This window comes from Bacillus sp. FSL K6-2971 (assembly GCF_038006405.1).
GTDB lineage: Bacteria > Bacillota > Bacilli > Bacillales > Bacillaceae > Bacillus > Bacillus pumilus.
In genome coordinates, this window is sequence record NZ_JBBOVD010000001.1 from 1,245,500 (window position 1) to 1,270,491 (window position 24,992).

43 protein-coding genes are annotated in these 24,992 nt (G+C 39.3%); 39 read left to right on the plus strand and 4 right to left on the minus strand.

Annotated elements, in window-relative coordinates:
• Positions 1–51 precede the first annotated feature (51 nt).
• The 8 genes from MHI33_RS06180 (at position 52) to spxA (ending at position 8,049) form a co-directional block, all read left to right on the plus strand.
• Positions 52–1,689: a peptide ABC transporter substrate-binding protein gene (locus MHI33_RS06180; protein WP_003211080.1), complete on the plus strand. Its 1,638-nt coding sequence runs from the start codon at positions 52–54 to the stop codon at positions 1,687–1,689.
• Positions 1,690–1,805: 116 nt separating this feature from the next.
• Entirely contained in the window at positions 1,806–2,750 is a 945-nt protein-coding gene (locus MHI33_RS06185; protein WP_044139932.1) for an ABC transporter permease, read from the plus strand.
• A gap of 3 nt (positions 2,751–2,753) precedes the next feature.
• Entirely contained in the window at positions 2,754–3,671 is a 918-nt protein-coding gene (locus MHI33_RS06190; RefSeq protein ID WP_003211545.1) for an ABC transporter permease, read from the plus strand.
• Between the two features lie 12 nt (positions 3,672–3,683).
• The gene (locus tag MHI33_RS06195) at positions 3,684–4,763 is read left to right on the plus strand and encodes an ABC transporter ATP-binding protein (protein ID WP_003211577.1); all 1,080 of its coding nucleotides are present in this window, start codon (positions 3,684–3,686) and stop codon (positions 4,761–4,763) included.
• A 1-nt stretch (position 4,764) separates the two neighbouring features.
• Positions 4,765–5,685, plus strand: a complete 921-nt coding sequence (locus MHI33_RS06200; protein WP_044139933.1) for an ABC transporter ATP-binding protein — start codon at positions 4,765–4,767, stop codon at positions 5,683–5,685.
• A 184-nt stretch (positions 5,686–5,869) separates the two neighbouring features.
• On the plus strand, positions 5,870–6,355 hold the full coding sequence (locus MHI33_RS06205) for an HIT family protein (protein WP_044139644.1): 486 nt from the start codon (positions 5,870–5,872) through the stop codon (positions 6,353–6,355).
• Between the two features lie 526 nt (positions 6,356–6,881).
• Positions 6,882–7,460 (plus strand): GNAT family N-acetyltransferase, encoded by a 579-nt coding sequence (locus MHI33_RS06210; protein WP_065098855.1) that lies wholly within the window; start codon positions 6,882–6,884, stop codon positions 7,458–7,460.
• 193 nt (positions 7,461–7,653) lie between these two features.
• Complete coding sequence (gene spxA, locus MHI33_RS06215; protein ID WP_003211421.1) at positions 7,654–8,049, plus strand: transcriptional regulator SpxA; 396 nt, start codon at positions 7,654–7,656, stop codon at positions 8,047–8,049.
• A 40-nt stretch (positions 8,050–8,089) separates the two neighbouring features.
• Here the strand turns inward: spxA and MHI33_RS06220 are convergent, their stop codons facing one another.
• From MHI33_RS06220 to MHI33_RS06235, 4 genes are all read right to left on the minus strand, one after another.
• On the minus strand, positions 8,090–8,755 hold the full coding sequence (locus MHI33_RS06220; protein ID WP_217012848.1) for a TerC family protein: 666 nt from the start codon (positions 8,753–8,755) through the stop codon (positions 8,090–8,092).
• 228 nt (positions 8,756–8,983) lie between these two features.
• Positions 8,984–10,180 carry a tyrosine-type recombinase/integrase gene (locus tag MHI33_RS06225; protein ID WP_340909916.1) on the minus strand — a complete coding sequence of 399 codons (1,197 nt, stop codon included), beginning with the start codon at positions 10,178–10,180 and terminating at the stop codon, positions 8,984–8,986.
• A gap of 4 nt (positions 10,181–10,184) precedes the next feature.
• Positions 10,185–10,658 (minus strand): ImmA/IrrE family metallo-endopeptidase, encoded by a 474-nt coding sequence (locus MHI33_RS06230; protein ID WP_319610401.1) that lies wholly within the window; start codon positions 10,656–10,658, stop codon positions 10,185–10,187.
• Between the two features lie 758 nt (positions 10,659–11,416).
• A complete protein-coding gene (locus tag MHI33_RS06235) occupies positions 11,417–11,788 on the minus strand; it encodes a helix-turn-helix domain-containing protein (RefSeq protein WP_319610402.1) in 372 nt (123 codons plus the stop codon).
• 168 nt (positions 11,789–11,956) lie between these two features.
• Between MHI33_RS06235 and MHI33_RS06240 the strand changes: the two genes are divergently transcribed.
• The 31 genes from MHI33_RS06240 (at position 11,957) to MHI33_RS06390 (ending at position 24,992) form a co-directional block, all read left to right on the plus strand.
• Positions 11,957–12,199, plus strand: coding sequence for a helix-turn-helix transcriptional regulator (locus MHI33_RS06240; RefSeq protein WP_340909920.1), 243 nt, complete (start codon positions 11,957–11,959; stop codon positions 12,197–12,199).
• 12 nt (positions 12,200–12,211) lie between these two features.
• On the plus strand, positions 12,212–12,526 hold the full coding sequence (locus MHI33_RS06245; RefSeq protein ID WP_111290046.1) for a hypothetical protein: 315 nt from the start codon (positions 12,212–12,214) through the stop codon (positions 12,524–12,526).
• Entirely contained in the window at positions 12,523–13,269 is a 747-nt protein-coding gene (locus tag MHI33_RS06250) for a Rha family transcriptional regulator (protein ID WP_340909925.1), read from the plus strand. The genes MHI33_RS06245 and MHI33_RS06250 overlap by 4 nt, the downstream gene beginning before the upstream one ends.
• 60 nt (positions 13,270–13,329) lie before the next feature.
• Positions 13,330–13,899, plus strand: a complete 570-nt coding sequence (locus MHI33_RS06255; protein ID WP_340909926.1) for a helix-turn-helix domain-containing protein — start codon at positions 13,330–13,332, stop codon at positions 13,897–13,899.
• Positions 13,896–14,180, plus strand: a complete 285-nt coding sequence (locus MHI33_RS06260) for a YqaH family protein (protein WP_340909929.1) — start codon at positions 13,896–13,898, stop codon at positions 14,178–14,180. Before MHI33_RS06255 ends, MHI33_RS06260 begins: the two co-directional genes overlap by 4 nt.
• A gap of 208 nt (positions 14,181–14,388) precedes the next feature.
• On the plus strand, positions 14,389–14,673 hold the full coding sequence (locus MHI33_RS06265; RefSeq protein ID WP_340909932.1) for a hypothetical protein: 285 nt from the start codon (positions 14,389–14,391) through the stop codon (positions 14,671–14,673).
• On the plus strand, positions 14,666–14,845 hold the full coding sequence (locus MHI33_RS06270; RefSeq protein WP_340909935.1) for a hypothetical protein: 180 nt from the start codon (positions 14,666–14,668) through the stop codon (positions 14,843–14,845). The genes MHI33_RS06265 and MHI33_RS06270 overlap by 8 nt, the downstream gene beginning before the upstream one ends.
• On the plus strand, positions 14,845–15,738 hold the full coding sequence (locus MHI33_RS06275; protein ID WP_126741402.1) for a hypothetical protein: 894 nt from the start codon (positions 14,845–14,847) through the stop codon (positions 15,736–15,738). The genes MHI33_RS06270 and MHI33_RS06275 overlap by 1 nt, the downstream gene beginning before the upstream one ends.
• Positions 15,710–16,507, plus strand: coding sequence for a PD-(D/E)XK nuclease-like domain-containing protein (locus MHI33_RS06280; RefSeq protein ID WP_340909940.1), 798 nt, complete (start codon positions 15,710–15,712; stop codon positions 16,505–16,507). Before MHI33_RS06275 ends, MHI33_RS06280 begins: the two co-directional genes overlap by 29 nt.
• 188 nt (positions 16,508–16,695) lie before the next feature.
• Positions 16,696–17,397 carry a DnaD domain-containing protein gene (locus MHI33_RS06285; RefSeq protein WP_340909943.1) on the plus strand — a complete coding sequence of 234 codons (702 nt, stop codon included), beginning with the start codon at positions 16,696–16,698 and terminating at the stop codon, positions 17,395–17,397.
• 37 nt (positions 17,398–17,434) lie between these two features.
• Positions 17,435–18,190: an ATP-binding protein gene (locus MHI33_RS06290; protein ID WP_217012860.1), complete on the plus strand. Its 756-nt coding sequence runs from the start codon at positions 17,435–17,437 to the stop codon at positions 18,188–18,190.
• A 13-nt stretch (positions 18,191–18,203) separates the two neighbouring features.
• Positions 18,204–18,380: a hypothetical protein gene (locus MHI33_RS06295; RefSeq protein WP_340909946.1), complete on the plus strand. Its 177-nt coding sequence runs from the start codon at positions 18,204–18,206 to the stop codon at positions 18,378–18,380.
• A 222-nt stretch (positions 18,381–18,602) separates the two neighbouring features.
• Positions 18,603–19,058 (plus strand): DUF1064 domain-containing protein, encoded by a 456-nt coding sequence (locus MHI33_RS06300; protein ID WP_340909948.1) that lies wholly within the window; start codon positions 18,603–18,605, stop codon positions 19,056–19,058.
• A 113-nt stretch (positions 19,059–19,171) separates the two neighbouring features.
• Complete coding sequence (locus MHI33_RS06305; RefSeq protein WP_017360274.1) at positions 19,172–19,336, plus strand: hypothetical protein; 165 nt, start codon at positions 19,172–19,174, stop codon at positions 19,334–19,336.
• 78 nt (positions 19,337–19,414) lie between these two features.
• On the plus strand, positions 19,415–19,618 hold the full coding sequence (locus MHI33_RS06310; RefSeq protein WP_340909951.1) for an XtrA/YqaO family protein: 204 nt from the start codon (positions 19,415–19,417) through the stop codon (positions 19,616–19,618).
• 14 nt (positions 19,619–19,632) lie between these two features.
• Positions 19,633–19,884: a hypothetical protein gene (locus MHI33_RS06315; RefSeq protein WP_340909954.1), complete on the plus strand. Its 252-nt coding sequence runs from the start codon at positions 19,633–19,635 to the stop codon at positions 19,882–19,884.
• A complete protein-coding gene (locus MHI33_RS06320; RefSeq protein ID WP_281201599.1) occupies positions 19,881–20,267 on the plus strand; it encodes a hypothetical protein in 387 nt (128 codons plus the stop codon). The genes MHI33_RS06315 and MHI33_RS06320 overlap by 4 nt, the downstream gene beginning before the upstream one ends.
• A complete protein-coding gene (locus MHI33_RS06325) occupies positions 20,267–20,518 on the plus strand; it encodes a hypothetical protein (protein WP_340909959.1) in 252 nt (83 codons plus the stop codon). Before MHI33_RS06320 ends, MHI33_RS06325 begins: the two co-directional genes overlap by 1 nt.
• Before the next feature lie 27 nt (positions 20,519–20,545).
• Positions 20,546–20,764, plus strand: a complete 219-nt coding sequence (locus MHI33_RS06330; RefSeq protein WP_340909962.1) for a hypothetical protein — start codon at positions 20,546–20,548, stop codon at positions 20,762–20,764.
• On the plus strand, positions 20,761–21,222 hold the full coding sequence (locus tag MHI33_RS06335; RefSeq protein WP_340909964.1) for a hypothetical protein: 462 nt from the start codon (positions 20,761–20,763) through the stop codon (positions 21,220–21,222). Before MHI33_RS06330 ends, MHI33_RS06335 begins: the two co-directional genes overlap by 4 nt.
• 21 nt (positions 21,223–21,243) lie before the next feature.
• Positions 21,244–21,897: a dUTP diphosphatase gene (locus MHI33_RS06340; RefSeq protein ID WP_340909967.1), complete on the plus strand. Its 654-nt coding sequence runs from the start codon at positions 21,244–21,246 to the stop codon at positions 21,895–21,897.
• Positions 21,897–22,265 carry a YopX family protein gene (locus MHI33_RS06345; RefSeq protein ID WP_340909970.1) on the plus strand — a complete coding sequence of 123 codons (369 nt, stop codon included), beginning with the start codon at positions 21,897–21,899 and terminating at the stop codon, positions 22,263–22,265. Before MHI33_RS06340 ends, MHI33_RS06345 begins: the two co-directional genes overlap by 1 nt.
• Positions 22,262–22,387, plus strand: a complete 126-nt coding sequence (locus MHI33_RS06350) for a hypothetical protein (RefSeq protein WP_268382510.1) — start codon at positions 22,262–22,264, stop codon at positions 22,385–22,387. The genes MHI33_RS06345 and MHI33_RS06350 overlap by 4 nt, the downstream gene beginning before the upstream one ends.
• Positions 22,384–22,758 (plus strand): hypothetical protein, encoded by a 375-nt coding sequence (locus tag MHI33_RS06355; RefSeq protein ID WP_268382508.1) that lies wholly within the window; start codon positions 22,384–22,386, stop codon positions 22,756–22,758. The genes MHI33_RS06350 and MHI33_RS06355 overlap by 4 nt, the downstream gene beginning before the upstream one ends.
• Before the next feature lie 2 nt (positions 22,759–22,760).
• Entirely contained in the window at positions 22,761–23,030 is a 270-nt protein-coding gene (locus MHI33_RS06360) for a hypothetical protein (protein WP_340909977.1), read from the plus strand.
• A gap of 14 nt (positions 23,031–23,044) precedes the next feature.
• Complete coding sequence (locus MHI33_RS06365; protein ID WP_340909980.1) at positions 23,045–23,470, plus strand: hypothetical protein; 426 nt, start codon at positions 23,045–23,047, stop codon at positions 23,468–23,470.
• Positions 23,471–23,481: 11 nt separating this feature from the next.
• Positions 23,482–23,826 carry a hypothetical protein gene (locus MHI33_RS06370; RefSeq protein ID WP_217012872.1) on the plus strand — a complete coding sequence of 115 codons (345 nt, stop codon included), beginning with the start codon at positions 23,482–23,484 and terminating at the stop codon, positions 23,824–23,826.
• Between the two features lie 19 nt (positions 23,827–23,845).
• On the plus strand, positions 23,846–24,022 hold the full coding sequence (locus MHI33_RS06375) for a hypothetical protein (RefSeq protein ID WP_217012873.1): 177 nt from the start codon (positions 23,846–23,848) through the stop codon (positions 24,020–24,022).
• Between the two features lie 37 nt (positions 24,023–24,059).
• Positions 24,060–24,266, plus strand: a complete 207-nt coding sequence (locus MHI33_RS06380) for a hypothetical protein (protein WP_217012874.1) — start codon at positions 24,060–24,062, stop codon at positions 24,264–24,266.
• A gap of 105 nt (positions 24,267–24,371) precedes the next feature.
• Positions 24,372–24,494: a hypothetical protein gene (locus MHI33_RS06385; RefSeq protein WP_309415392.1), complete on the plus strand. Its 123-nt coding sequence runs from the start codon at positions 24,372–24,374 to the stop codon at positions 24,492–24,494.
• 9 nt (positions 24,495–24,503) lie between these two features.
• The gene (locus MHI33_RS06390; protein ID WP_309415394.1) at positions 24,504–24,992 is read left to right on the plus strand and encodes a sigma factor-like helix-turn-helix DNA-binding protein; all 489 of its coding nucleotides are present in this window, start codon (positions 24,504–24,506) and stop codon (positions 24,990–24,992) included.

Genomic DNA, 24,992 nt, shown 5'->3' on the forward strand with positions numbered 1-24,992 from the left:
CATCTTCTATCGAGACCTTTGAACTAAAACATATTATAAGGGGGAATACAGTTGAAAAAGCGTTGGTCTGTAGTTACTTTAATGCTTATTTTCACACTTGTATTAAGCGCTTGTGGTTTCAGCGGAAACAAATCAGGCGACAGCACGAGCAGTTCTGGAGAGGCTAAAACAACACTAAATGTGAATATCTCCACTGAGCCTTTTTCTCTACATCCGGGATTGGCAAATGATTCAACTTCAGGAAGTGTCATCCGTCAGACTTTTGAAGGATTAACAAGAATTAACGCTGAAGGAAAGCCAGAAAATGCAATGGCTTCTGATATCAAAACAAGTGCTGATGGTAAAACATACACATTCACACTTCGTGATGCGAAATGGTCTAATGGTGACCCTGTCACAGCTAAAGATTTCGAATATGCTTGGAAATGGGCATTAGATCCTAAAAATGAATCTCAATATGCTTACCAGCTTTACTATATTAAAGGTGCTGAAGCAGCGAACAAAGGGAAAGCGAAAGTTGCTGATGTTGGTATTAAAGCAAAAGATGACAAAACGCTTGTAGTTGAGCTAGAGAACCCAACACCGTTCTTTACTGAACTAACTGCATTCTATACGTATATGCCAGTCAACAAAAAAGTGGCTGAAAAGAATAAAAACTGGTTCACAAATGCTGGTGAAAACTACGTATCTAACGGACCATTTGTTCTTTCTCAATGGAAACATGGCGGTTCTATCACGCTTGAAAAGAACAATGAATACTGGGATAAAGATACTGTGAAATTGAAAAAGATTAACATGTCTATGATCAAAGACACAAACACTGAGCTTAGCATGTTCAAAAAAGGCGAGCTTGACTGGGCTGGTTCACCAACTGGAAGCCTTCCAACTGAGTCTTTAAAAACATTGAAAAAAGAAGGCGGTCTTAAAATCCAAACGATCGCTGGTATTTATAACTACAAATTCAACACAGAAGTAAAACCTTTAAACAATGCTAACATCCGTAAGGCCCTTGCATACTCAATCAACCGTCAAGCGATCGTTGACAAAATTACGCAAGGTGAACAAGTTCCAGCTATGGCAATCGTTCCACCAACAATGGAAGGATTCACTGATAACAAAACTGGCTACTTTAAAGATCACGATGTAGATACTGCTAAAAAACTTCTTGAAAAAGGTGCGAAAGAATTAGGTTATAAGTCTGTTTCTGATCTTCCAGCATTGAAACTTTCTTACAACACAGATGAAGGCCACCAAAAGATTGCACAAGCAATTCAAGAAATGTGGAAAAAAGATTTAGGTGTGAAAGTTGAACTTGATAACTCTGAGTGGAACGTATACATCGACAAAATCCACAGCGGAGATTACCAAATCGGACGTATGGGCTGGTTAGGTGACTTCAACGATCCAGTGAACTTCCTTGAGCTTTACAAAGATAAAGACGGTGGAAACAACGACACTGGATGGGAAAGCAAAGAGTACAAACAATTGTTGAATGATTCTGCGAAAGAAACAGATAAAACGAAGCGTGAAGAAATGCTGAAAAAAGCAGAAGAAATCATCATCAACGATATGCCTATAGCACCAATTTACTTCTACACTCAGCTTTGGGTACAAGATCCAAAACTTAAAGGTGTCGTCGTATCTGGACTAGGTGATGTTCAATACAAATGGGCACATTTCGAAAAGTAAGAGTTATAATGTAAGAGATCTACGGCAAGGATCTTAAGGTATATGGAGGATGTCTCTCCATATACCTTTCTTGCTGATTAGAGAAAATGTTGTAAAATCATGGAGGTGCAATTCCGTTGCTTAAATATATCGGTAAGCGATTAATATATATTTTAATCACACTGTTTGTTATTGTAACTGCAACTTTCTTTCTCATGCAGGCAGCACCGGGTGGTCCATTCTCTGGTGAGAAGAAACTTCCTGCTGAAATTGAAGCAAACCTAAACGAGCACTACGGGTTGGACAAGCCCTTATTTGTTCAATATGTAAGCTACTTAGGTTCAGTTGCAAAATTAGATTTTGGTCCCTCATTTAAATATAAAGGACAAACTGTAAATGACTTAATCAGTTCTGGATTCCCCGTTTCCTTTACCCTCGGAATTGAGGCAATTCTCCTCGCATTAGCATTTGGTGTATTGTTTGGGGTCCTTGCAGCGCTCTATCATAACAAGTGGCAAGACTATACGATTGCCATTTTAACGATCTTTGGAATTTCAGTTCCAAGTTTCATTTTAGCTGCGCTACTACAATATGTATTTGCATCTGAGGCAAGCGTTATAGCGATTTTCCCAGTTGCAGGATGGGAGTCTTGGGCCAGCACCGTACTACCTTCTATTGCACTTTCCTTCATGCCTATGGCATTTATCGCTAGACTTGCACGGTCAAGTATGCTTGAAGTGCTAAACAGTGACTACATTAGAACGGCTAGAGCGAAAGGATTAACGAAATCAGCTGTGACGATCAAACACGCGATTCGAAACGCATTGTTACCTGTCATTACTTACATGGGACCAATGGCTGCTTCAGTTTTAACAGGTAGTTTTGTCGTGGAGAAGATTTTCGGTATTCCTGGATTAGGCTCTCACTTTGTCACAAGTATTACAAACCGTGATTACACCGTCATCATGGGTGTCACAGTCTTCTACAGTATTATTCTATTAATCAGTATTCTAGTCGTTGACGTCCTTTACGGTATTATCGATCCTAGAATTAAACTGACGAAGGCGAAGAAAGGGGTCTAACACATGGAAGAGATGAGAAAAGATTTATTTGTTCCTGCGACAGCTGACGCAGCAGAATCCGAAAAAATTTCTAAACCTAGTCTATCTTTATGGAAGGATGCTATGCTTCGCTTCCGTGCAAATAAACTTGCGATGGTAGGACTTACAATTATTTTTATTGTTGTGATGCTGGCGATCTTCGTTCCGGTGTTTTCTAAATATGATTACTCTACGACAGATTTGCTTAATGCAGATCAGCCGCCTTCAAAAGAGCACTGGTTTGGTACGGATGATTTAGGCCGAGACATGTTTGTTCGTACATGGGTTGGGGCAAGAATTTCGATCTTTATCGGTCTTGCAGCAGCTGTTCTTGATGTGATCATCGGTATTATCTGGGGAAGTATTGCTGCATTCAAAGGCGGACGTACGGACGAAGTGATGATGCGTATCGCAGACGTTTTATGGGCAATCCCAACACTATTAATGGTTATTTTAATGATGGTTGTTCTGCCAAAAGGCTTATTAACGATTATCCTAGCCATGACAGTCGTAGGCTGGATAAACATGGCACGTATCGTTCGGGGACAGGTTTTACAATTGAAGAGTCAAGAGTACGTTCTTGCCGCACAAACATTAGGTGCGAAAACATCTAGACTTTTATTTAAACACTTGATTCCAAACTCAATGGGACCAATTCTTGTGACCATGACATTAACCATTCCTTCTGCTATTTTCACAGAGGCATTCTTAAGCTATCTAGGGCTTGGTGTACCTCAGCCATTAGCGAGCTGGGGAACAATGGCGTCTGACGGAATTCCAGCCATGACGTACTACCCGTGGAGATTATGGTTCCCAGCCGCATTTATCTGTATTACAATGTTTGGTTTTAACGTGGTTGGAGACGGACTAAGAGACGCTTTAGATCCGAAGTTGCGTAAATAAGGAGTGATTAGGATGGAACGTGAACGTATTCTAGAGGTGAAAGACCTTGCAATCTCATTTAAAACATATGGTGGAGAGGTTCAAGCCATTCGTGGTGTGAACTTCCACTTAAATAAAGGCGAGACACTTGCTATTGTAGGTGAATCTGGCTCTGGTAAAAGTGTGACATCACAGGCCATCATGAGATTAATTCCGATGCCGCCGGGTTATTTCAAGCGCGGACAGATCCTGTTTGATGGGCAAGATATTGTCAAGAAAACTGAAAAACAAATGCAAAACATTCGAGGAAAAGACATCTCAATGATCTTCCAAGATCCGATGACTTCCTTGAACCCAACGATGAAGGTCGGGAAACAAATTACAGAAGTGCTGTTCAAGCACGAACAAATTTCAAAAGAAGCGGCTGAAAAAAGAGCCATTGAATTACTTGAGCTTGTTGGAATTGCAATGCCTGAAAAAAGAATCAAACAATACCCACACGAATTTAGTGGCGGGATGAGACAAAGGGTTGTTATTGCGATGGCACTTGCAGCAGATCCAAAGCTATTGATTGCCGATGAGCCGACAACAGCTCTAGATGTAACAATTCAGGCGCAAATTTTAGAATTAATGAAAGAAATTCAGCAAAAGGTTGAAACGTCAATTATCTTTATTACGCATGATCTAGGTGTTGTCGCCAACGTCGCTGATCGTGTAGCTGTTATGTATGCAGGTCAAATTGTGGAGACAGGAACTGTTGATGAAATTTTCTACAATCCACAACATCCGTATACGTGGGGACTATTGGCATCAATGCCAAGCCTAGACACAGATGGCGGAGCTGAAGGAAAGCTGACTGCAATCCCAGGAACACCGCCAGATCTGACAAACCCGCCGAAAGGAGATGCATTTGCACTCCGAAGCGATTATGCAATGAAAATTGACTTTGAACAAGAACCGCCAATGTTCAAAGTATCAGATACGCATTATGTGAAATCATGGCTACTTCATCCAAATGCACCTAAAGTTGAACCGCCTGCTGCTGTAAAGGCGAGAATGCGTGAACTAGAAGGTAGCTACGAAAAACCTGTATTAGTAAAAGAGGGTGAATAGCATGGCAGAAAAATTGTTAGAAATCAAAAATTTAAAGCAGCATTTCCATACAGCAAGAGGAACGGTGAAAGCAGTTGACGGCGTTTCATTTGATATTTACAAAGGTGAAACACTAGGTCTTGTAGGTGAGTCTGGATGTGGTAAATCGACTACGGGCCGATCTATCATTAGACTTTATGATGCGACAGATGGCGAGGTTCTTTATAAAGGGGAAAATGTACACGGGAAGAAATCAAGACAAAAAATGCTTGAGTTCAACCGTCAAATGCAGATGATCTTCCAAGATCCATATGCCTCACTGAACCCTAGAATGACAGTGCTTGATATCATTGCAGAGGGCATTGACATTCATGGCCTTGCGAAATCAAAGCAAGCGCGTAAAGAGCGTGTGTACCAGTTGCTTGAAACCGTTGGCTTGAACAAAGGGCATGCAAACAGATATCCGCATGAATTCTCTGGTGGTCAAAGGCAGCGTATCGGAATTGCCCGTGCATTAGCAGTTGAGCCAGATTTCATCATTGCCGATGAACCAATCTCTGCATTAGATGTGTCGATTCAAGCGCAGGTCGTTAACTTAATGAAAGAACTGCAAGAAGAAAAAGGCTTAACGTATTTATTCATTGCCCATGACCTGTCCATGGTAAAATACATCAGCGATCGTATTGGCGTGATGTATTTCGGGAAATTGGTAGAGCTGGCACCAGCGAATGAATTATACGAAAACCCGCTTCATCCATATACAAAATCATTACTATCTGCGATTCCGCTTCCAGATCCAGATTATGAGCGTAACCGCAAGCGAATCAAGTATGATCCTTCCGTTCACAAAGGAACAAACACTGATTTCCGTGAAGTGAAGCCAGGTCACTTTGTGAGCTGCACAGAGGAAGAATTCAAAGAGCTTCAGGCAAAACAATCATAAGAAGGAAGAAGCACTGCTATGTCAGTGCTTCTTTTTATTTAGGTTTGGTTTCACATATTAGAAAGTGTCATCAAAATAATAGATGAACTGATAATAAGGATTTCAATTCAAAATAAGGGGAGGTATGATACGCTTAAGTTACGAAAGTTGGAATTGTAAACTATTTCGTTGGGGGAGAGGGCAATTGAGAAAAATAACCTTATCAAACGGGGAAACGGTTGAAGTTGAGTGTCATAGTTGTGCATTAACGAGTGGATTAGTTGAACCAGAAGGTGGCGTGGTTATTGAAACAGAGCACTTTCACGCCCATCAAGATGTCGCTTATCCAATTAGGGGGTTAATAATTTTAGCTTCAAAAAGACACATCAAATGTTTAGATGATTTAACTGACTTAGAAAGGTTAGACTACATAGACGTATTAGCAAGGATAAGAAAAGCACAAAGAACCGCATTAGGGATTCAACATGTCTATTATTTTTACAACGAAGATACAACCCATCATTTTCATACTTGGATGGTTCCAAGATATGATTGGATGTATAACTTTGGGCGTTCTGTTGAATCAATCCGACCAGTATTACTTCACGCTAGAAATGAAATGAATACCAAAGAAAATATTGAAGAAGTTAAGGAAGCCATCAACATTCTTACAAAAGAATTAAATAAATAATTGAATTTAAATTCTATTTTTAGGAAGTTATTTTTCTTCAATATCAACCATAAAAGGTGTTTTTGAAAATATGGTAATTCCTAATTAAAAAAGATAGGGAGAAATAAGATGTTAAGATGGAAAACTTTTCGTTACTCATTGTTTCATTTTCTGATTGTATTCATTTTTTTCAACGTCTTTTTTGAGAAAGCCAAATGGAGGGCAGTGGATGCTCATATTTATGGTGCTCATTGGCATCTTGTCTTTTTTCGTGGAATATATACTTCACCGGAAAACAAGCAATCAGAAAGAGGAAGCAAGGCGCATGAAGTATCTTTATTTCATCATGTTCCAAACTGGGATGACACTCATCCTGTTTGTCTGTTTTCAATTACTCATGAATCGTTCGATAACTTTTTTCTGTTGTTTGAAAAAAAGTGAAACTAGAGGAGACTTTGCTGCGTCTTACTAGTACAGGCGTTTAAATAGCAGGAAATCGGGAATATATAAGGAAGTGGTTCTTCACTATATCATAAGGAGCGGATCCATGAATTGGTATGAAAAGCTCAGTGAATACTTCCCGATAGAAGAAATGAAGTCAAAAGAGCATATGGAAGCTTTATTAAAGGAAAGAAGTGAAATTTATCATAAGGAAGAAGGACCTCATCATGTGATGATGTACGCCGAATTTGATTCTTTCATCTTTATTGATTATTTATTTGTTTCCAGAGATGCAAGAGGTGAAGGCCTCGGATCAAAGCTCATTCATAAGCTGAAGGAAAAAAAGAAACCGATCTTGCTTGAGGTCGAGCCTGTAGATGAAGATGATGCAGATACTGCAAAACGCCTAAAGTTTTACCAAAGAGAGCACTTCAAGCATGCCGAATCAATCGGTTATAAACGCAGGTCACTTGCAACAAATGAAGTGAACCGCATGGAAATCCTTTATTGGTCGCCTCTTACAGATAATGAGGAAGAAATGATGGAGGCTATGAGGAAGACCTATGAACGAATCCATACGTATAAAGATGAAGAATGGTATGGGCAGTCGTATGAGGATGTTGATGATGTGTTGAAGGTCATTGAAAATAGAAAACAAAAAAATATTTTCGATCATCTCGACTAAATGAGAATGTTCAGACATCAAGCAACACCACAAAATGAATGAAATTGTCTAGTTTTTGTCACAAAAATTGCAAGAATATCTGTTCACACTTACTTTTTTATAGTATAATCACTATAAAGATTACTTATTTAGAACAATTTTAATTTAAGAATACAGATCAATATTCATTCTACAAATTGAGGAGTGAAGATTTATGGTAACATTATACACATCACCAAGCTGTACATCATGTAGAAAAGCAAGAGCGTGGTTAGAAGAGCACAATATTCCGTATCAAGAGAGAAACATCTTTTCAGAGCCTCTTTCAATCGATGAAATTAAAGAAATTCTTCGAATGACTGAAGACGGTACAGATGAAATTATCTCAACACGTTCAAAAGTATTTCAAAAGCTAAATGTGAATGTTGAGACAATGCCTCTTCAACAATTGTATAAACTGATCAATGAGCATCCAGGTCTTTTAAGACGTCCAATTATCTTGGATGAAAAAAGACTACAAGTTGGCTACAATGAAGATGAAATTAGACGTTTCCTTCCAAGAACGGTTCGTACATTCCAACTAAGAGAAGCTCAGCGACTTGCTAACTAATAGAAAAAACGAAAAGCTGCCGATCATTTGGCAGCTTTTTTTATTTGTTTTCAGCCGTTTGTTCGTAAAACAGGCTGGCTAAAATGACCATTACGACTGTTAAAAACGGAAGCATCAATTCAAGAGTCGCATGCTGAGCCATAAATTCATTCAATTTCACATCACGAACAATCATTTCACCGCCAGTAAAAGCCAAAAGAGCACTTCCTCCGTATAATAGATACGGAAAATTGGTGAAAGCGGCATGAATCAGCTTACTTCCCCAAATAATAATCGGTACTGAAATCATCAGGCCAAAAGCGGTCAGCAGCATGTTGCCTTTTGCCGCTCCTGCAACTGCAATCACATTATCAAGTGACATAAAGAGGTCGGCAATCACAATGGTCTGAACCGCACGCCAAAGGGAGCCGCTGCTTTTAATGCGAATCGATTCTTTCTTTTGTTCAATTAACAAATTGTATCCTATATAAAGGAGAAAAAGTCCGCCGATAAATTGCAAATAAGGGATGGTCAATAAATAAACTGCGGCACCTGTCATTGTTATTCTCATCAGCACTGCCAAAAGTGTGCCGATCCATATGGCTTTATTGCGTTTGTCATTTGACAAGCTGCGGCTAGCCATCGCAATGATCAACGCATTATCTCCGCCTAAAATCAGATCGATGCCAATAATCATCAGTAAGGATATGATCCACTCTGTTTCCATCCATTTCACCTCATGTCTAATAGAGCTCGTACAACCAATATATGAAGACAATTCAAATATATGTTTCTGTAAGTTTTCTCTGCAAAAAATGCGTTTTTATTTCTTTTATTCATGTTTTATCATAAAATAGATGATCAAATATTTTCGATATATGCTTATAATGCTTGATTTTATAGGGGTTTCTGGCTTTAAGAGCGCAAAAAAATCACGAAAAAATAACATTTCTTATTAAGATATCCCCAAATCAAGAAGTTTGCCGAAAGTGTTGCTTACTTTATTGACGGAGTTCTCTTTCATTTTTTTGGTTACGTGCGTGTATACTTGCATTGTAGTTTTCATATCACTATGTCCAACTCTCTCCATTATTGTTGGAATATCAACGCCAGCTTCTGTAAGCATACTAATGTGTGTATGTCTAAATATATGAGGAGTAGCCTTTTTTGTGATGTTTGTCATTGTTAGTATTCTATTCATTCTGGTGCCAATATTCTGCGGCAAATAGGGGTACCCATTGTCATCACAAAAAAGAAAATTATCATCATTATACTTAGATGCATCTATAGGTGATTCTAATCTTTTTTTGTTTTTTCTCTTTATTAAGGCTTTCAATTGATCAAGTATCTTATCGTCTAAAGGGATAGTGCGTACTGACCCTGCTGTTTTTGGGGGAGTAAGAATGTATTTCTTTCTATTCCCACTATCTGAATAAATTGTTTTCGTGATCCTAATCTCCTTGGTCTCAAACAATACATCATTGACTTTTAAAGCACACAATTCGCCTGACCTCATGCCTGTGAATGCCATTAAAAAAAATCTCTCGACATCCAATTCTAGTCCATACTTTTTTACAGCTCCTAAAAAATCCTCTAGTTCTGCATTTTCAAGGTATTTCTCATCAATGCCGTTATTTTCAATGGCTTCCACTGTCAATCGCTGCTTTTGTATGGCGGCTCTTTTTACGGGGTTATCTTTCAAGAACTGTACTCTTACAGCATAATCAAATATCATACCAGCTGCGGCATGTACTCCTTTAAGTGTATTTAAAGAAAGCTCCTCAGATAATTCATTTAACCCTTTTTGATATAGCCTAGTTGTCACTTTAGCAATATTTAATTTAGCAAATTTCCTATTAAGAATTTTAACTTCAGTTTTTCGGATTCTGAATGTATTATCTTTATTTCCAGATACTTTCATGTAATCTTCTAACCACTCGTTCGCAAGTTTATCAAAAGTCATCTTTTTTACAACAGATTCATCAATTCCGTCTTCTTCTAATGCTGCTATAGCTTTCAGAACTCTTTGTTCTGCTTCTTTTTTTGTTTTCCCTCGTCTGGGTATTTGTTTACGTTTACCGGTAACGGGATCAGGTGGGCCATCCCCAACAGCGAGCCATTTTTTACCCTTTACTAACTCTTTGAAATGCATCGTTTTACCTCCTAGACAGTTTGTTAAAGTAAATTTTAAGCCTATGTTTAGCAAATTCACAAGTTACCTTGAAAATGTCGGCTACAAGTTGTGCAGCTATGTTTTGATCAGCTGGCAAACTTAAATTTTTTAACATAAAACTTGGCACGCAAAAGTGATATGCAAAATACGTTGCTTGTCTTTCATTGTATTCGTTCCAGGTGTTAGGCATAATTCTGAAATCGTTCTCATGTCTGAGTATGTGGCACAGTTCGTGAGCGAAGTCCAACCATTGATCATGCCTATTCTTTCTACTATCTAAAACAATTACGTATTTACTAAGTGCGCGGAAACCAAAGCTTTTCTGTGGACTGAACTTAATGTTTATCCCCAAAGAAGCGGCAATTTGTTCAAAATTAATTTGATGAGAGTGTTCAATGTTAATACTTTTGTAGAGATCTTCTATCCATTCTTCTAAATGACTTTTGACATACCCCATGATGATTTGATCCCCTCCAAAATATCTATATTTCCACCTAGGAAAAATATGGTCTTAAGAGTAATTATAGGAGAACTTTGTCATATTTTGTACTGGAAATAACGACCAATTTTCAACAAATTTCGACAATTCTCAGAACGTGTGTTCTATTTTTAGTTTTAAAAAATAGCCCAGTGTTTTAGGGCCTTATTCAGCTTTTTTCCATTCAATGTCTTTAAAAAAGAAGATCGCTGTGAAACTTATGATAATGATTATGAGCACGATGTTTTCTCTCATGTCTGGTCTGTAGAAGTACTGATGATAAATCCAGAAAACCGCTCCGATTAAAAAAAAGAAAATCTGCAAGAAGAAACCAAACATTCCATCATTCTCCATTCTAAAGATAATTCCCTACATAAAACCATTATTTGTATATATTTTGTATCTTTTATGATATTTCAATTTCAGGATAAAATCAATATAGAGAATATATGTTCTGTTCGGTTTTTTAAAAAAGAGCCCTGGAAGAAAAGGGCTTTATTTAACTGGGATAGTGAACGAAACGTCTTTGTTTTTCATAAAATCTTCAGTTGTGAAAAAAATGATTGTAGACTCTGCCTCAAAAAATGAGGTTGAACAGTCATTCAACCGAAGATATTACCTCAAAAAATGAGGTTGAAAAGTTCCTCAACCTAAGACTTTACCTCAAAAATTGAGGCAAAACCTTCGGCATTAATTAAACTAAACAAAACATATAAAGAAATATAAACAAAACATAATTATTTGTTGTCTTTCTTCTTTTTTAGTTCCTCAAGAATATACTCCAAAACATACTCCTGCATTTCAGGTGTGATTTTTCCGTCAGAAGCTGCAATGAATGTCTCGGGACTGTCTAACACCTTTAATGCCTGATCCATCAAGTCACCCTTATGAGGATTCGAAGAAGAGTTAAGCTCTTTTCCAGTAAGCAAATAATCGGTTGTAACTTCAAAAAATTCAGCTATCTTGATCAACGTTTCATAATCGGGGTTTCTAAAACCACGTTCATAATTGGATAAATTCTGATGTGGAATTTTTAATTTATCTGCAAGAGCTTTTTGTGTGAGTTTTTTAGCTTCTCTCAAAGCTCTTATTCGTGCTCCCAGAGCCATTTTTATTCCTCCAAGATATTCATACTTTCTACAAATTGTACAACATTCTTCGATATGAGTAAAAAAAATAAACGAAAAGTATATTTTTATGTTGACATATACGAATCGGAGAATTATTATAGGGTTAACAGCAAGTTCTTCAATTCGTATATAAGGAGGTGCATCTACGTGAAAGTGAATGAAAAATTACGCAACATTCGTAAATCAAAGGGAATGACTCAAAAATTTGTAGCACAAGAACTAAATGTCCCTATAGCTACTTACAACTCATATGAACTTGGCAGACGAAAGATTCATGTTGAGTTGTTAAAAGATATTGCCAGTGTACTAGACGAACCAATCCAAAATTTTTTTGTGAATAAAATATACGAATCGAAGAATTACAATGATCCAAAAACAAATACCGCATAGGAGGTAAAGACAATGTTCACGATGCAGTATGACGAAAAATTCATTGATGCTGTTGCCAACAAGATTGCCGATCGTGCAACAGAAATTCTGACTGAAAGACTATCATCGCTCAACGAGCTTCCAAAAATCCTCACAAGAGACGAAGCAATGAAGGTTTTACGATGCGGTCCAACTAAAATGGCTGAATTAATGGCTAGGCCTGATTTCCCTGTGAACAATGAATTTGGGAAAAAGATTCCTACCGCCATGTTGTTCAAATGGATTGAGAACAACACAAGATGGGTTGAGGACAACACTAAGTATTTCAAGAAAGGAGTCACCGCATGAACAAACTCGTTTTCATTAAAGATAACCAAGTTGTTACGGACAGCCTTACGATTTCACGAGTTTTCGAGAAAAGACACGATTCAGTTTTAAGAGATATCGAGGTCCAAATCGAAAAATTGAAACAAGCTGATGAGACGGAGTTTTCACTCCACAACTTTGTGGAGTCAACTTACGAAAACGAGCAAAAGCGAAAATATCGCAAATTCAATCTTACAGAAGATGCTTTCACGCTAGTTGTTATGTCATATACAACACCGGCGGCAATGAAAATGAAAATTCGATTCATCAATGAATTCAAGAAAATGAAAAACTACATCCAAGAAATGAATGCTCCTTCTTACATGATCGATGATCCAGTCAGCCGTGCAAAGCGATGGATCGCCGAACAGGAAGAGAAACAGCAGTTACAACGAACACTGCAAATTCAAGAACCGCTTGTCAACTTCGCTGAAAGCTGTATGGCCTCAGAAAAGTCGCTATTAGTTCGTGAGGTTGCAAAGCTGGCATCAAAGCAAGGCATCGTCATAGGCGAAAGAAAACTATTTCAACAACTAAGAGAATGGAAATTGATTTTCAGCCAAAAGAACGAGCCTTATCAAGAGTATGTGAACCGTGGTTACTTCGAAATTGCTCAAGGTGTCCGAGAAGTAAACGGGTCATCGAAAGCATGGCTCACAATGAAAATCACGCCAAAGGGACAAGCTTACATCATCAACCGTTTGAAAAAGCAGCAGGCCAGCTAAGCCTGTCCCTTCATTAATAAATTTTACCAATAAAAATCGAATAAAGAAGGATGGGAACAAATGCAGAACAGCCCGTATAATCAGCGGAATTTACCTGAAATCATGAGGAGAGTAAGGAAAGAAGCCGGATATTCACAGTATCAGCTAGGCAAATTAATTGGAGGGCGTGATCAGCGTAATGTATCAGACATTGAAAATGGTTATGTCAGACCTACACCTGAATTGTGCATTAACTGGTTCAAAGCATGTGGAGCCTATGAACATATTGATCTCGTACACTACATTTTCAAAATGCATCCACTTGCTGCAGCTCCAATTGATCCCGCCCTGAATGATTGTGCTCATAAGGCTTTGATCAATCTAGTGCATGAAATGGAAGATGCCAAGCAAGCAACTAAAGAGCTTGCCGAATGGCTGAACAATACCCGTCCGGGAAAACATGGGGAGCTTCCGATGCAAGCGATAAAACAGATTTATGATCTAACGCAGGCAAACAAAACGCTCATGTATTCAATGTCGAGGGAGTTTGGACTAAAGATAACAGACTTAACTGAGAAATGGTCGAAAAAGGCCATTGTCGCAGAGGTAGCAATGCACAAAAGGCATGATAGAGAGGCTGTACTAGCATGAGCATGATAGAAAAACAATTCATTAAAGAAGATGTTCCTGTGGCAAAGGTAAAGATTCAAAGCGCAGAAGAGCTTATGCTTCTTGCTCATCAAGCACTAAAAGATGGTGATTATGAGGAACTAGCAAGTCTAGCTGGAAGCATTAGAAATATCAGCGAGGATCTTATACGGATGAATAACAAAGGTCTTCTAATTCAAGCGGCGGCAGAAATACAGAAAAAACATGGTGGGCGGCTTGAGCTAGTTACAAGAACTGAAAGGACTGAAATCATTGAATATTGAGCATCCGATGGTGACGCAGATTAATAGCTTTGGTTATCCGAAGAGTCATTGGAAAGATGAAGCGGAGCGCGATGGCTACGAAGAGGAAGACGATGAAGACAAATAAAAAAACCCGCTTGGCATAGCGAGTTTTAAGGTGTACTGCTTCGATTAGGTACCGACAGTATACCAAGAAAACACATGAAAATCAATGACGGAGGTATACATGATGGAATTATCAAAAAATCATCTGCAAATAATGAAAGACATTGGAGAAGGCGCAACAATTTGGGGTTTCATGGAAGCTCACTTATTAAGAGAGGTTCAAGCGTTTGATCCATCATTTGTTAAATTGGTGCCGCTTGACGAACTGGAGCAATATGATCCGAGCATTGCTGGATTAACAGGAGCAGACCAGCTTCCTTATTTCGGAGCTGTTCTGACAAGTGATGGTTTTTCCTACCTTGATAGAAACAAAAACAAACTATCTGAGGAAGGTGATTCAGATGAGTAAATATCAAATCAGCTTTGACCATCGCCGTGAAGCGCAGGAGCGTTTAGAGCAAGCGGGCGGTTGGATCGACTATAAAAAGGGACAACCTGTGTTTAATTTTCCTAACGCAGCAGCTAAACAAAAGTACATTCAGCTAGGACAGGCAGCATATCGCAGAAAGGTGGAAATGTAATGAATGGTTTAACCAATATTGATTACTCGAATTATATGCCTCAAGGAAACACAGCACCTTCCGTCACAAGAGAAGCGATGGTGAGCAGGCAGGCGCAAGAGGTTCAGGCGGCGATGGTGATAGCAAAAAATTTTCCAAGAGATGTCTATGCAGCGTTTGAACGAATCAAAAAAGCGTGTGAAAGAAAGCTGTTGGCAGAAAGTGCAGTTTATGAATATCCGAGAGGCGGCTCGAAAGTTTCAGGCCCTTCCATTCGGCTTGCTGAGGCATTAGCGCAAAATTGGGGGAACATTGATTATGGAATCATGGAACTCGAACAAAAAGCCGGTGAATCGTCAGTGATGGCATATGCGTGGGATCTTGAGACAAATACACGACAAACAAAAATATTCACGGTAAAACATGAACGGAAAGCAAAGGGAACTGTAACCAAGTTGAATGATTCGAGAGATATTTATGAGCTTGTGGCTAATCTAGGGGCACGCCGTGTTCGTGCCTGCATTCTTGGAGTAATACCAGGAGACATTGTAGATGCCGCTGTTGATATGTGCCAAAGAACACTGATTAGTGGTCATCAAGAACCTTTAGAAGACCGTTTAAGAATAGCATTATCAACATTTAAAACTGATTTTGGTGTTACTAAGGAAATGATTGAGGATTATGTCGGTAGTAATTTAGATGCCTTTACTGAACAAGATTATCTCAAGATTGGTCGCATTTACACTTCATTACGTGATGGTATGGCAAAGAAAGAAGATTACTTCAATGTCAAAGTTAGCAGTGCAACCAAGTCAAAGGCAGAAGAAGATTTTCAAAAACAAAAGGAACAAAAAGAAAGCAATAAAAAGGCGGGTGATCCTGTAAATGGGGATTCCGGTGATCAATCAAGATAACTATTACTCTAATGAGATAGATAAAGTCTACATGTCTAATTCTCAATATAAAAGTTTCTTAGAGTGTGAGGCGGCTACGATTGCAAAGATTAACAGAGAATGGCAGCCGCCGTCCTCTGAGGCTCTTCTCTTCGGTCAATATGTTCATGCTTGGTTAGAGGGTGAAAAGGCATTCGATTCCTTCAAGATGAATACACCATCATTGTTCACTCAAAAGGGCCAGCTGTACAAGCAATATCAATTGGCTGATCTCATGATCGAATCAATTCAAAATGATGATCTGTGTATGTTCGTTCTTCAAGGAGATAAAGAAGTGATTATCACAGGTGAACTGTTCGGAGTGCCTTGGAAAGGAAAACTCGATGTGTACAATCCCGCAGGTGGACGTTTTGCTGATCTTAAAACAACACGTTCCCTTCGTGAAAAAGTTTGGGATCAAGAGCTAGGCTATTGTTCATTTGTAGAGGCTTACGGATATATAGGACAAATGGCAATTTATGCAGAGTTAGAAAGACAAATGGCTAAAAGGGATGAATGGCTTGAGCCTCTTATCGTTGCCATTTCAAAAGAAGATCCACCAGACAAAGCCGTTATCAACATAGACAATTCCAGAATGGAAGTCGAGCTTGAAGATATTGAGAAGCATATGGAGCGAATCATTCAAGTGAAACATGGCGGTGAGCCGCCAAACCGGTGCGAAAAATGTAAGTATTGTCGTTCCACTAATCAACTAAACAGGATCATTCATTTTTCGGAGCTGATCGGTTGATGGAAAAGGATTTTTTGATAAAGGTCCCTATTCCTTATGCTTACTTGTCCTTATCAGAATCAAGCAAAGATCAAGCCAGTTTGTTTAGGTCATATGTAAAAGACTTCATTAAGAGAAACGAAACTGGGCTTACTTATATCAAAATTAGCGGTATGTATGCCCTATGTAAGTTGAAAGGGCGTGAATAGATGAACTATCTGAAAGAAATAAACGGCTTCATGAGGTGGCTTGAAACAACAGAACTAAAACCTACCACTCAAGCACTGTGGTTTCACTTGATGGATATAAACAACGGCTGCGGATGGAAAGAATGGTTCACGGTGTCAAACAGTCGTCTTTATTCGCGGTTAGGAGTCGCCGAAAATACCATGGATAAACATCGTGACATTTTAATGAAACACGGCCGTATTGAATACAAGCCTAAAGGTAAAGCGGCGGGCAGTTATCGCATCATAAGTCTTGAGAATAAAGCAAACATTGCCCCTGTACCTGATGAAGAACCTGAAAAGCCAAAAGAAGAAAAACCAACACGACAGGAGGACAAGCCAATGAACCCATTTGAATTTTACGAAAGCCATTTCGGCGGAACACTAAACAGCTTTGTAAGTCAGCAAATAGGTGATCTGATAGATGATTTTGGAGAAGAAAACGTGATTAAAGCAATGGAGGTCACTTTGAAAAACGGTGTTCAGAACATTAAATATGTTCAGCGGGTCCTTTCAAATCAGCGGGCACAAGAAGGAGTGAAGAAAGATGCAGAGTATGGGCGATACCTTAAAGTCGTTGGAGAAAGCAAATCCAAATCTAGCGCAGAAGTTGAAAGACTCGAAGCGCTTGCCCGTGAAAAGGGCCTCTCAGGAAAGATACGAGACACTCACTGTGATTTCTGAACAACATTGCATGTATGGGAAATGCGATGGGTCGGGGTTGATATGGATTATTGATCATGAGCAAAACAAAGAGTTTATGGAAGAATGCCCTTGTAAGGAAGTGAAAAAGCTCTCAAATAGACTTATGAGCGCAAGACTACCAGAAGAGTTCAAAGACGCTTCTCTAAACTCTTTTGATATCAATGTTTATGACAAACCCGAATCAAAAGAGCGAGCAGCCAATGCGAAAAGAGTTGCAAAAAACTATGTTTTGAAATTTGAAAAAATGAGGGATCTAGGAAAAGGCTTGTATTTCTTTAGTAAGGAGAAAGGGAGCGGGAAGACAAGGCTTGCTGCCAGTATTCTTCATGCGATAACCAAAACACATGACAAGGTATACGACAAAGAAACTCAAACGTACAAACCACTTAAAATCATCTATTCGTCTACAGCTGATCTAATCGGAGAAATAAAGAGCACGTTTGATAGCGAATCAAAAGTGAAGAGTACCGACATTATGGATGCTGTCAAGACAGCGGATCTTGTTGTCCTAGATGATATTGGAGTGGAAAAGGTAACTGATTTTGTTGAAGAAACATTCACACGTATTCTTGATTACCGACTTCAAAACAAGAAACCTACGATCCTTACAAGCAATTTAAGTATAGATGATCTTGACACAGTCTATAAAAGCGGTCGGATCAGTAGCAGGATTGAAAAACTAGCGTTCCCTGTGATTATGCCAAATGAAAAGATTCGGAAAAAGATAGCGCAAAAAGAAAATGAAGAACTGCTTTTGGAATTATACGAATAAAGGAGAATGTCGGATGTGCAACACATGCAATGGCGAGAAAGTCGTCATAAACGAAAATAGCTTCATGGCGGGCTTCTTCCCTTGTCCTGATTGTAACACCACAGGACGTAAGCAAAGCCTAAAGCCAGTCATAGAAATGCTAGATCAAATGTTGGCGAAAGCTCAGGCGCTGGAAGGAAAGACAGCATGAAGACGATGGCTGCACTAATCACTATCGCTTTAATAGCATCATCAAGGGAAAGGAAGCTCCTGCAATGGCTGCGGGATGACGGGAGGTAACACAAAACAATAGCAATGAAACCTAGCATCACGTCTTTACTAAAAAGAACTGACCTAACTGAAACAGAAAAAGAAAAGCTCGTTGCCGAACTGAAAAAGCACTTCCAGCAACGGAAAGCGAGGTTAACAAAACATGTCCAATAAATACGGCGCACGCAAAACGGTAGTAGATGGCGTCACCTTCGACAGCAAGGCAGAAGCCAAATACTATCAGCATCTTAAATGGCTCAAGCAAGCCAAACAGATAAAAGACTTTTCATTGCAACCACGCTTTGAGCTTCAAGAAGCCTTTAAGAAACATGACAAGACTTTTCGGAAGATTGAATATATTGCAGACTTCGAGATCACTAAACTCGATGGATCAAAAGAAATAATCGACATCAAGGGAATGGAAACGAAAGAGTTTGCTATCAAGCGAAAGCTGTATGAACGCAAATTTGATACGCCGCTAAAAGTCATTGCTTTTGATCGGTCACTAGGGTTTATCGAGCTGGACAAACTCAAAAAGCTGAAAAGGAAGGCGGGGAAACCAACTGTTAAACGTGGTAATAGCAGACGATCGTCCGTTGTGGGTTCAAAAGGAAGATAAGCTTATGGCCTGTATGACACGTTGCAAGCAGTTTAAACATTGCGCCAGTCGTTTTGGTTCAGATTGCAAACGAATGGGCGGCGCAGAAATACCGAAGATTGGAGGATGTAGAAATGCAAAAGGAAAACGTTAGAAAGCATGGGCCGGTTGTCACTTGGAAGATGACAGAAGAAGAAAGACAAGCTTATATCAATCAACATCCAATCGTTTACCGTGAAGAATTGAAGCCCAAGCTGATCATTTTTGATCTCATGAATCCGTATGTCAGAGACAAATAAAAAAACACCGAAGCCGCGGCCCCAGTGCTAATTAAATCTCACACTTTAATTATAACACATGGAAGCGGGGCGGAGCGGATGAACCAGCCAAAAGAAATAAAGGATTTTGCTACAACCATTGATCAGAATTTAGAACCTGGGAAGGTCTGCATCATCGTGATTGACGGCAACGAAGGTACTGCCCACATCACAGACGCACCTGAACACGGAAAAACAATCATTCAAACTGCTAAAGGTCACTTTGCGAGAGTTGACCATGAAATAGGATACAAGATCAAATAATTGGAGGAACCACGATGTTATCAAAAGATCAATTAAGCGTTGAGGCCCTTTTGCATGAGGTCGAATGTTTAAAAAGAGAAATAGAGAAAAAGAATGATGCTCTTTACTCATTCTCACAGTTTTTCTTAAACGAACTGGATTGGGAGCAGCGACATTTCGAAAGAACTAAAGATGAGTTTCACAGAGGTGGATTAGCAGCCATGAGAAACATCGAGAAGAAATACGAACGAGCTTTTGGAAAGGGATTGGACGGTGAAAAAGTATGAGTCAGAAACTCAAAAAAGGCGACATGGTAGTCATGCATACATGCGTGGAAGCGGTGCTAAACGAAGGTAGAGTGTGGAAATGTGCAGCTGATGAATTTAATCCAAGCGCACCTGCTGTTTTCCTAGAAGGTTTTTCAGGACACTTCGCTGCTGAATTTCTGCAAAAAGTAGACGTACCTGTTATCGAATCAGAAATGGACCTATATAACGAGATTCAGAGATTGAAAGGCGAATTAAGAAAGTCTAATAGGAAGAACGAACAGTATTTGAACGAGTGGAAAAAAGCCGAGACACAGGCGAATTTAGCTACGGAGCAACTAGCCGATGTCACCATTGAACTGAAAAACTTACAACGATCTTTGCTAATGGAGGCGGGGAAATAATGAGTCTACCAAAACATATCGAGCTTTCTCAGACTGTCAAAGCTTGCAAACATCAAGCGATTACGATTCAGGATGCTGCTGTCCATCTTAAAGTGCCGGAAAACGTTGTACCAATGCTGGTGCGTGAAAATGATGACCTTGTTATAGAGGGCAATGTCGTCATGGCAAAGCGTGAGTCAAACGGGCCTGTCATTTTCACTCTACTGTTTTTCATGGCGGTCATTGCTATTGCTGGATTACTTGGAAATTAAACGCCTAGCGGCTTAGGAGGAATTATCGTGAAAATAGGCAGCATGTCAACATATGAAAGTAAACCGTGTGCATTATGCAATAGAAAAACTACCAGCTATAAAATCTATGAACAATCAAATATGCAATTAAGAATTCCTCTTTGCGACACAAAAGACAGGAAGTGCTTTGACAAAGTGGATGTTAAAGATACAACAACATTCTTCTTAAAAGTTATAAAGAAGGATATTCAGGAGGATGCGAAATGAGTGAACATGTGTTAAAGGAATTGGGAACACTTAGGGAAGCGGTTGAATTTATAAAAGACGAGCTGAAAAAAACGGACGAGCAAAACACAAGAAACCTAAATGTAATTCGAACCTTGGACCCTAGTTCAGCATCAGAATCTATGGAGGAAGGTAACATGCACGATGAATTATTTCTACTGTATTCGCTCGATGATGGTGATTCTTTCTTCGTCTTTGAATCAGATTATGATTTAGAAAGTTGGCTGGAAAGTGATGCATGGGATGATTGGAACTTATGGGAACGTAAAGATATTGAAGGATCGTTGAATGAAGAGTTAATGATATGGAAGTTTCATAGAGATATTCGTAAAGAAATGTTTGAGCGACTTTACAGAGATTCAAAACCATTTATAAACGGTTGGTCCAGACAACACAAAAACATTGAATTTCGAGCAGTTCCATCATTCTCATTAAATTAAATAGAAAAGGGGCCAACTGAAATGAACCTTGGAAAAATGTTTAAAATGCAGGCGGAGTTAGACCGCCGAATCATTCGAGAAAAAGGGCTGGAAGGTCAAGACCTTCTTCCCGGACTTATCTTGGCACTACAGGTCGAACTGGCTGAATGCGCTAACGAGTGGCGAGGCTTTAAGTTCTGGAGCAATGACCAGCAGCCATGCACAGAAAAAGAGATAGAGTGTTCTCTTTGTAAAGGCACTGGCGATATGAATTACGAAAGGGTCGCAGAGGACGCAGAAGGAAGCGGAGGACACGAATATATCAAGTGTGAAGAATGCAACGGAGAAGGAACGACAGGCACGAAAAATCCACTCTTAGAAGAATACGTGGACTGCTTGCATTTTATCTTGAGTATTGGGAATCACATTATGTATCCATCAAATTATAATATGGACATTTTGAAAAGAGCTATTTTCTATGATGGTGGAGTCAATGCATTTTCAGCTGTTTTTTATGAAGTTTCATCGTTTCATGTGGAGTTAGAAACTGGCGGAGAGGTTTCATCTTCATTTGTAGAGATTTTCATGAGATTTAACGAACTTGGGATAGCTCTTGGCTTCACTCCTGAACAAATAGAACAAGCATACATTGACAAGAACGAAGTCAATCATAAGCGGCAGCAGGAGGGATATTGATGCGAGAGATTAAATTCCGTTCGTGGATTAAGAATAAAGAAAAGTTCATCTATGACTTCATCTTGCACCAACCGAGATTTAACCATAGTGAAAAGTCAATCCTCACGCAATACACAGGGCTAAAAGATAAGCACGGCGTTGAGATTTATGAATCAGACATCGCTTTTGATCCAAATAAAAATATCAAAGGTGTCATTTGCTATGACTGTCATCAAGCGAGATATAAGTTCGTTCCTTTAAGTTTGTATCACTCTAACGCTGGCGACGGTGGATGGTCAGGGTTTGAACTAAACGTAAACAGAAGACTTCCAGAAGTCATCGGAAACATCTATCAAAATCCTGATCTATTGGAGGAAGCAGAGTTATGAAGAAAAGAGAAGAACTCAGAGAGTTGCTTGAAAACTTGTCTTGCGAAAAAAACCTTTTGGCGCAGCAGAGGATTATTAGAGAAATTTTGAAAATGTTTGATGAGAAGGAGAAAGCACGATGAACGAAAACAACCCGATTATCTCATCTGTAATTACAAAGCTGCACCAACAGCAGGAAAAGGGCCTGCAAAAGTACGGGGCTTATGTCAAAACCTCCTCCTATGATCTAAAAGGGTGGTTGCAGCACGGACTTGAAGAAACGTTGGATCTTGCGACATACCTTGAAACGGCAATTCAGTTGCTACAGGAACAAGAACAGGCTTTTCAAGCTCGTTATGATCACCATATATCACAAAAATATGAAGCGATGGCAGGTTTTTATGAAGGCTGGAGCAGTAGTACAGATGCCAGAAATCATCACGCATTGAGTGCAAGCCTAGTTTACCAGGATGCATTAACGGCAGGCTTTAAATTGAAAACGGAGGGTGAATGAAGATGAAATTTTACGAGGTGCATGATCCATATTACGCATTGATCAAAGCAAAAACCAAAGAGAATGCTATGACAATCTATACTGATGTTGTCGCCGATGATGAAGAGGGAGAACTTGCAGAGAACATCAAAGAAGTAACAGGACTATATGCAGCAATCAGATACAGCCGAACAGTTGGTGAGGACGGAAAAACGATACCGTTTGAAGAAGTCCTTCAAGATTTAACAAATGAAGAAGAAATGACGCTGCTCATTGACGGAAGCTTGATATAAGAAAGGGGAACATTATGAAAAAACTACTAATCACACTAACTATTATTATTGCGGCGGTGCTTTATGCGCCGTCTGCTCAAGCTGCTTGGTCAAACTGGCAAACGGAAGGATACGGGCACCAAGCGAGAGTCTTTACGGATGACACCAATTACTATGCAGGAGCAAAAACGGTCGATTGGAGAGCTGAAAAGAAGGGATCGAGCACGCTTTATTACACTGCTGGCGTTTACAAAAAGCGAAGCGGTGGCGGCTTAACAGATACTAATCTAGTGCAAAGAGGCAGCTTCAAAGCGTCAACGCCTCTAAAGTCGTTTAGTGTAAAAGAAATTCGCAAGCGTACCGGTAAAGGAACATACGTGATCCAGCTTGATTGTTACGCCAATTCAGCAAAGACAAAATACATTGGAACTTTTGAATCAGTTAAATTTAATATCCGATAGGTGGTGGCGAAGTGAAATACTTAAACGAATCTGAACAGCAGGAATTGCTAGAAGAAGAGGCTGGAAATCTCCTTCGATCTCTCTATAATTCCGTTCCTATTGGAAGAGACGAACATCCAGACGTGTATGTATCAAAAGGTGTATTGCATGGGATGTGTAGGGTATTCGGCGCCACATTCGAGGTAAGCAAACGTAGAAAAATCACATTTCATAAATACAAGAATAATTATTCCGACGAAAAGTTTTGGTTCCAAGTTGAAAATGAATATGTAACCGAGGAAGAAGCGGCATGTATGATTGACCAAATTAACAAGGAAAATAGAGAATTATCAAAAATGAGGGCAAACATATTTTAACCTAATAGGAGGTAGCGGAATGAAAGCAGAAGACTTGCACAGCTACTACTGTGAAGATTGTGATGAATGGACATATATTGACGAGCTTAATCATCCGGGAAACATCTATTGTGCTCACTGTGGTGAAGCAAATGTGAATATCAGCGCAAAGGATTACGAATTATTGAGATATGCAAGGTCGAAAGTTTTCGAATGACTATAAAAAGCGGCACGAGCCAAAAGGAGAATAAAGTATGAATCCAAGACAAGCATTTAGGAATTTCTTTAAATTTCAGTTAGAGAATGGAGAAGGTCTATCGGAATTAAAGCTTAATGAAAAAGACATAGAGAAATTCATAAACGGCGCGGAAGATGATTCGTTCTTTTACGATAAATTAGATGATTTTTTGAAAGAATTCATTGAGGATCATGGTGATGAATACGGAATCGAATTTAATTAATCAAACAACTAAATAAGTCCAAGACGGAGAGCCTGCGGACACTGATCAACACCTTTTAAGGGTGCTGGTTGGTGTCCGTTTTTTATTTGTCGGAAAGGAGCGACCATGAAGAAGGAAAAGCCGAAAAAACGACCGCAGGAGCTTACAGAAAGAGAGATAAAAGAGCTTATGGGGCAAAACATGCAAAGACTGAGAAGAGCCAAAGGCGGGGCGTACAAGCGTAAATAGGAGGAAATGATGAACGAGTTGATTCTTGAATATAAACGAGCGTTGAAAGATACAAAAAGAAGATATGAGCAGATGGAAGAAACTGATCCAAGCCGCAAAATTTTCAGCGCAATGATAAATGATCTTGAGTACGTGGTGAAATGGTTGTCCACTGGTAGGCAGCCAGAAGCAAAACGAGCGATTGACCGCAGATCCGTTTATCAGCGTACTGTATTTGCTTCACCAGAAGTGCTTGAGGCTTTAGCGAATGATTACAACATCGTGAAAGAGTCACCACGCACAGTGAGCGATGAAGATAAAAGGCTGATCGAGTACGCCTTATCTACCCTTACACAAAAGCAAAAGGAAATGTACCTCTCACATGTTGCTGATGGCAATTCACTGGGCAAAATTGCAAGTCTCACGGGAGTTAGCAAAGGCACCGTTCAAAAAAACATAGAACGAGCAAAGAAAAAGATTGCTATTCAACTAGATTTAATACGATCGAAGGGAGCATGA

Coding starts and splice junctions, on each gene's coding strand:
- spxA (WP_003211421.1), top strand. CDS start 7,654: ATGGTAACATTATACACATCACCAAGCTGTACATCATGTAGAAAAGCA.
- MHI33_RS06385 (WP_309415392.1), top strand. CDS start 24,372: ATGAAGAAGGAAAAGCCGAAAAAACGACCGCAGGAGCTTACAGAAAGA.
- MHI33_RS06340 (WP_340909967.1), top strand. CDS start 21,244: ATGAACCTTGGAAAAATGTTTAAAATGCAGGCGGAGTTAGACCGCCGA.
- MHI33_RS06295 (WP_340909946.1), top strand. CDS start 18,204: ATGTGCAACACATGCAATGGCGAGAAAGTCGTCATAAACGAAAATAGC.
- MHI33_RS06320 (WP_281201599.1), top strand. CDS start 19,881: ATGAGTCAGAAACTCAAAAAAGGCGACATGGTAGTCATGCATACATGC.
- MHI33_RS06310 (WP_340909951.1), top strand. CDS start 19,415: ATGAACCAGCCAAAAGAAATAAAGGATTTTGCTACAACCATTGATCAG.
- MHI33_RS06280 (WP_340909940.1), top strand. CDS start 15,710: ATGGGGATTCCGGTGATCAATCAAGATAACTATTACTCTAATGAGATA.
- MHI33_RS06375 (WP_217012873.1), top strand. CDS start 23,846: ATGAAAGCAGAAGACTTGCACAGCTACTACTGTGAAGATTGTGATGAA.
- MHI33_RS06365 (WP_340909980.1), top strand. CDS start 23,045: ATGAAAAAACTACTAATCACACTAACTATTATTATTGCGGCGGTGCTT.
- MHI33_RS06250 (WP_340909925.1), top strand. CDS start 12,523: ATGAACAAACTCGTTTTCATTAAAGATAACCAAGTTGTTACGGACAGC.
- MHI33_RS06235 (WP_319610402.1), bottom strand. CDS start 11,788: ATGGCTCTGGGAGCACGAATAAGAGCTTTGAGAGAAGCTAAAAAACTC.
- MHI33_RS06190 (WP_003211545.1), top strand. CDS start 2,754: ATGGAAGAGATGAGAAAAGATTTATTTGTTCCTGCGACAGCTGACGCA.
- MHI33_RS06350 (WP_268382510.1), top strand. CDS start 22,262: ATGAAGAAAAGAGAAGAACTCAGAGAGTTGCTTGAAAACTTGTCTTGC.
- MHI33_RS06210 (WP_065098855.1), top strand. CDS start 6,882: ATGAATTGGTATGAAAAGCTCAGTGAATACTTCCCGATAGAAGAAATG.
- MHI33_RS06270 (WP_340909935.1), top strand. CDS start 14,666: ATGAGTAAATATCAAATCAGCTTTGACCATCGCCGTGAAGCGCAGGAG.
- MHI33_RS06325 (WP_340909959.1), top strand. CDS start 20,267: ATGAGTCTACCAAAACATATCGAGCTTTCTCAGACTGTCAAAGCTTGC.
- MHI33_RS06390 (WP_309415394.1), top strand. CDS start 24,504: ATGAACGAGTTGATTCTTGAATATAAACGAGCGTTGAAAGATACAAAA.
- MHI33_RS06345 (WP_340909970.1), top strand. CDS start 21,897: ATGCGAGAGATTAAATTCCGTTCGTGGATTAAGAATAAAGAAAAGTTC.
- MHI33_RS06225 (WP_340909916.1), bottom strand. CDS start 10,180: ATGCATTTCAAAGAGTTAGTAAAGGGTAAAAAATGGCTCGCTGTTGGG.
- MHI33_RS06305 (WP_017360274.1), top strand. CDS start 19,172: ATGCAAAAGGAAAACGTTAGAAAGCATGGGCCGGTTGTCACTTGGAAG.
- MHI33_RS06230 (WP_319610401.1), bottom strand. CDS start 10,658: ATGGGGTATGTCAAAAGTCATTTAGAAGAATGGATAGAAGATCTCTAC.
- MHI33_RS06195 (WP_003211577.1), top strand. CDS start 3,684: ATGGAACGTGAACGTATTCTAGAGGTGAAAGACCTTGCAATCTCATTT.
- MHI33_RS06335 (WP_340909964.1), top strand. CDS start 20,761: ATGAGTGAACATGTGTTAAAGGAATTGGGAACACTTAGGGAAGCGGTT.
- MHI33_RS06300 (WP_340909948.1), top strand. CDS start 18,603: ATGTCCAATAAATACGGCGCACGCAAAACGGTAGTAGATGGCGTCACC.
- MHI33_RS06360 (WP_340909977.1), top strand. CDS start 22,761: ATGAAATTTTACGAGGTGCATGATCCATATTACGCATTGATCAAAGCA.
- MHI33_RS06275 (WP_126741402.1), top strand. CDS start 14,845: ATGAATGGTTTAACCAATATTGATTACTCGAATTATATGCCTCAAGGA.
- MHI33_RS06265 (WP_340909932.1), top strand. CDS start 14,389: ATGGAATTATCAAAAAATCATCTGCAAATAATGAAAGACATTGGAGAA.
- MHI33_RS06315 (WP_340909954.1), top strand. CDS start 19,633: ATGTTATCAAAAGATCAATTAAGCGTTGAGGCCCTTTTGCATGAGGTC.
- MHI33_RS06255 (WP_340909926.1), top strand. CDS start 13,330: ATGCAGAACAGCCCGTATAATCAGCGGAATTTACCTGAAATCATGAGG.
- MHI33_RS06260 (WP_340909929.1), top strand. CDS start 13,896: ATGAGCATGATAGAAAAACAATTCATTAAAGAAGATGTTCCTGTGGCA.
- MHI33_RS06355 (WP_268382508.1), top strand. CDS start 22,384: ATGAACGAAAACAACCCGATTATCTCATCTGTAATTACAAAGCTGCAC.
- MHI33_RS06200 (WP_044139933.1), top strand. CDS start 4,765: ATGGCAGAAAAATTGTTAGAAATCAAAAATTTAAAGCAGCATTTCCAT.
- MHI33_RS06380 (WP_217012874.1), top strand. CDS start 24,060: ATGAATCCAAGACAAGCATTTAGGAATTTCTTTAAATTTCAGTTAGAG.
- MHI33_RS06245 (WP_111290046.1), top strand. CDS start 12,212: ATGTTCACGATGCAGTATGACGAAAAATTCATTGATGCTGTTGCCAAC.
- MHI33_RS06220 (WP_217012848.1), bottom strand. CDS start 8,755: ATGGAAACAGAGTGGATCATATCCTTACTGATGATTATTGGCATCGAT.
- MHI33_RS06285 (WP_340909943.1), top strand. CDS start 16,696: ATGAACTATCTGAAAGAAATAAACGGCTTCATGAGGTGGCTTGAAACA.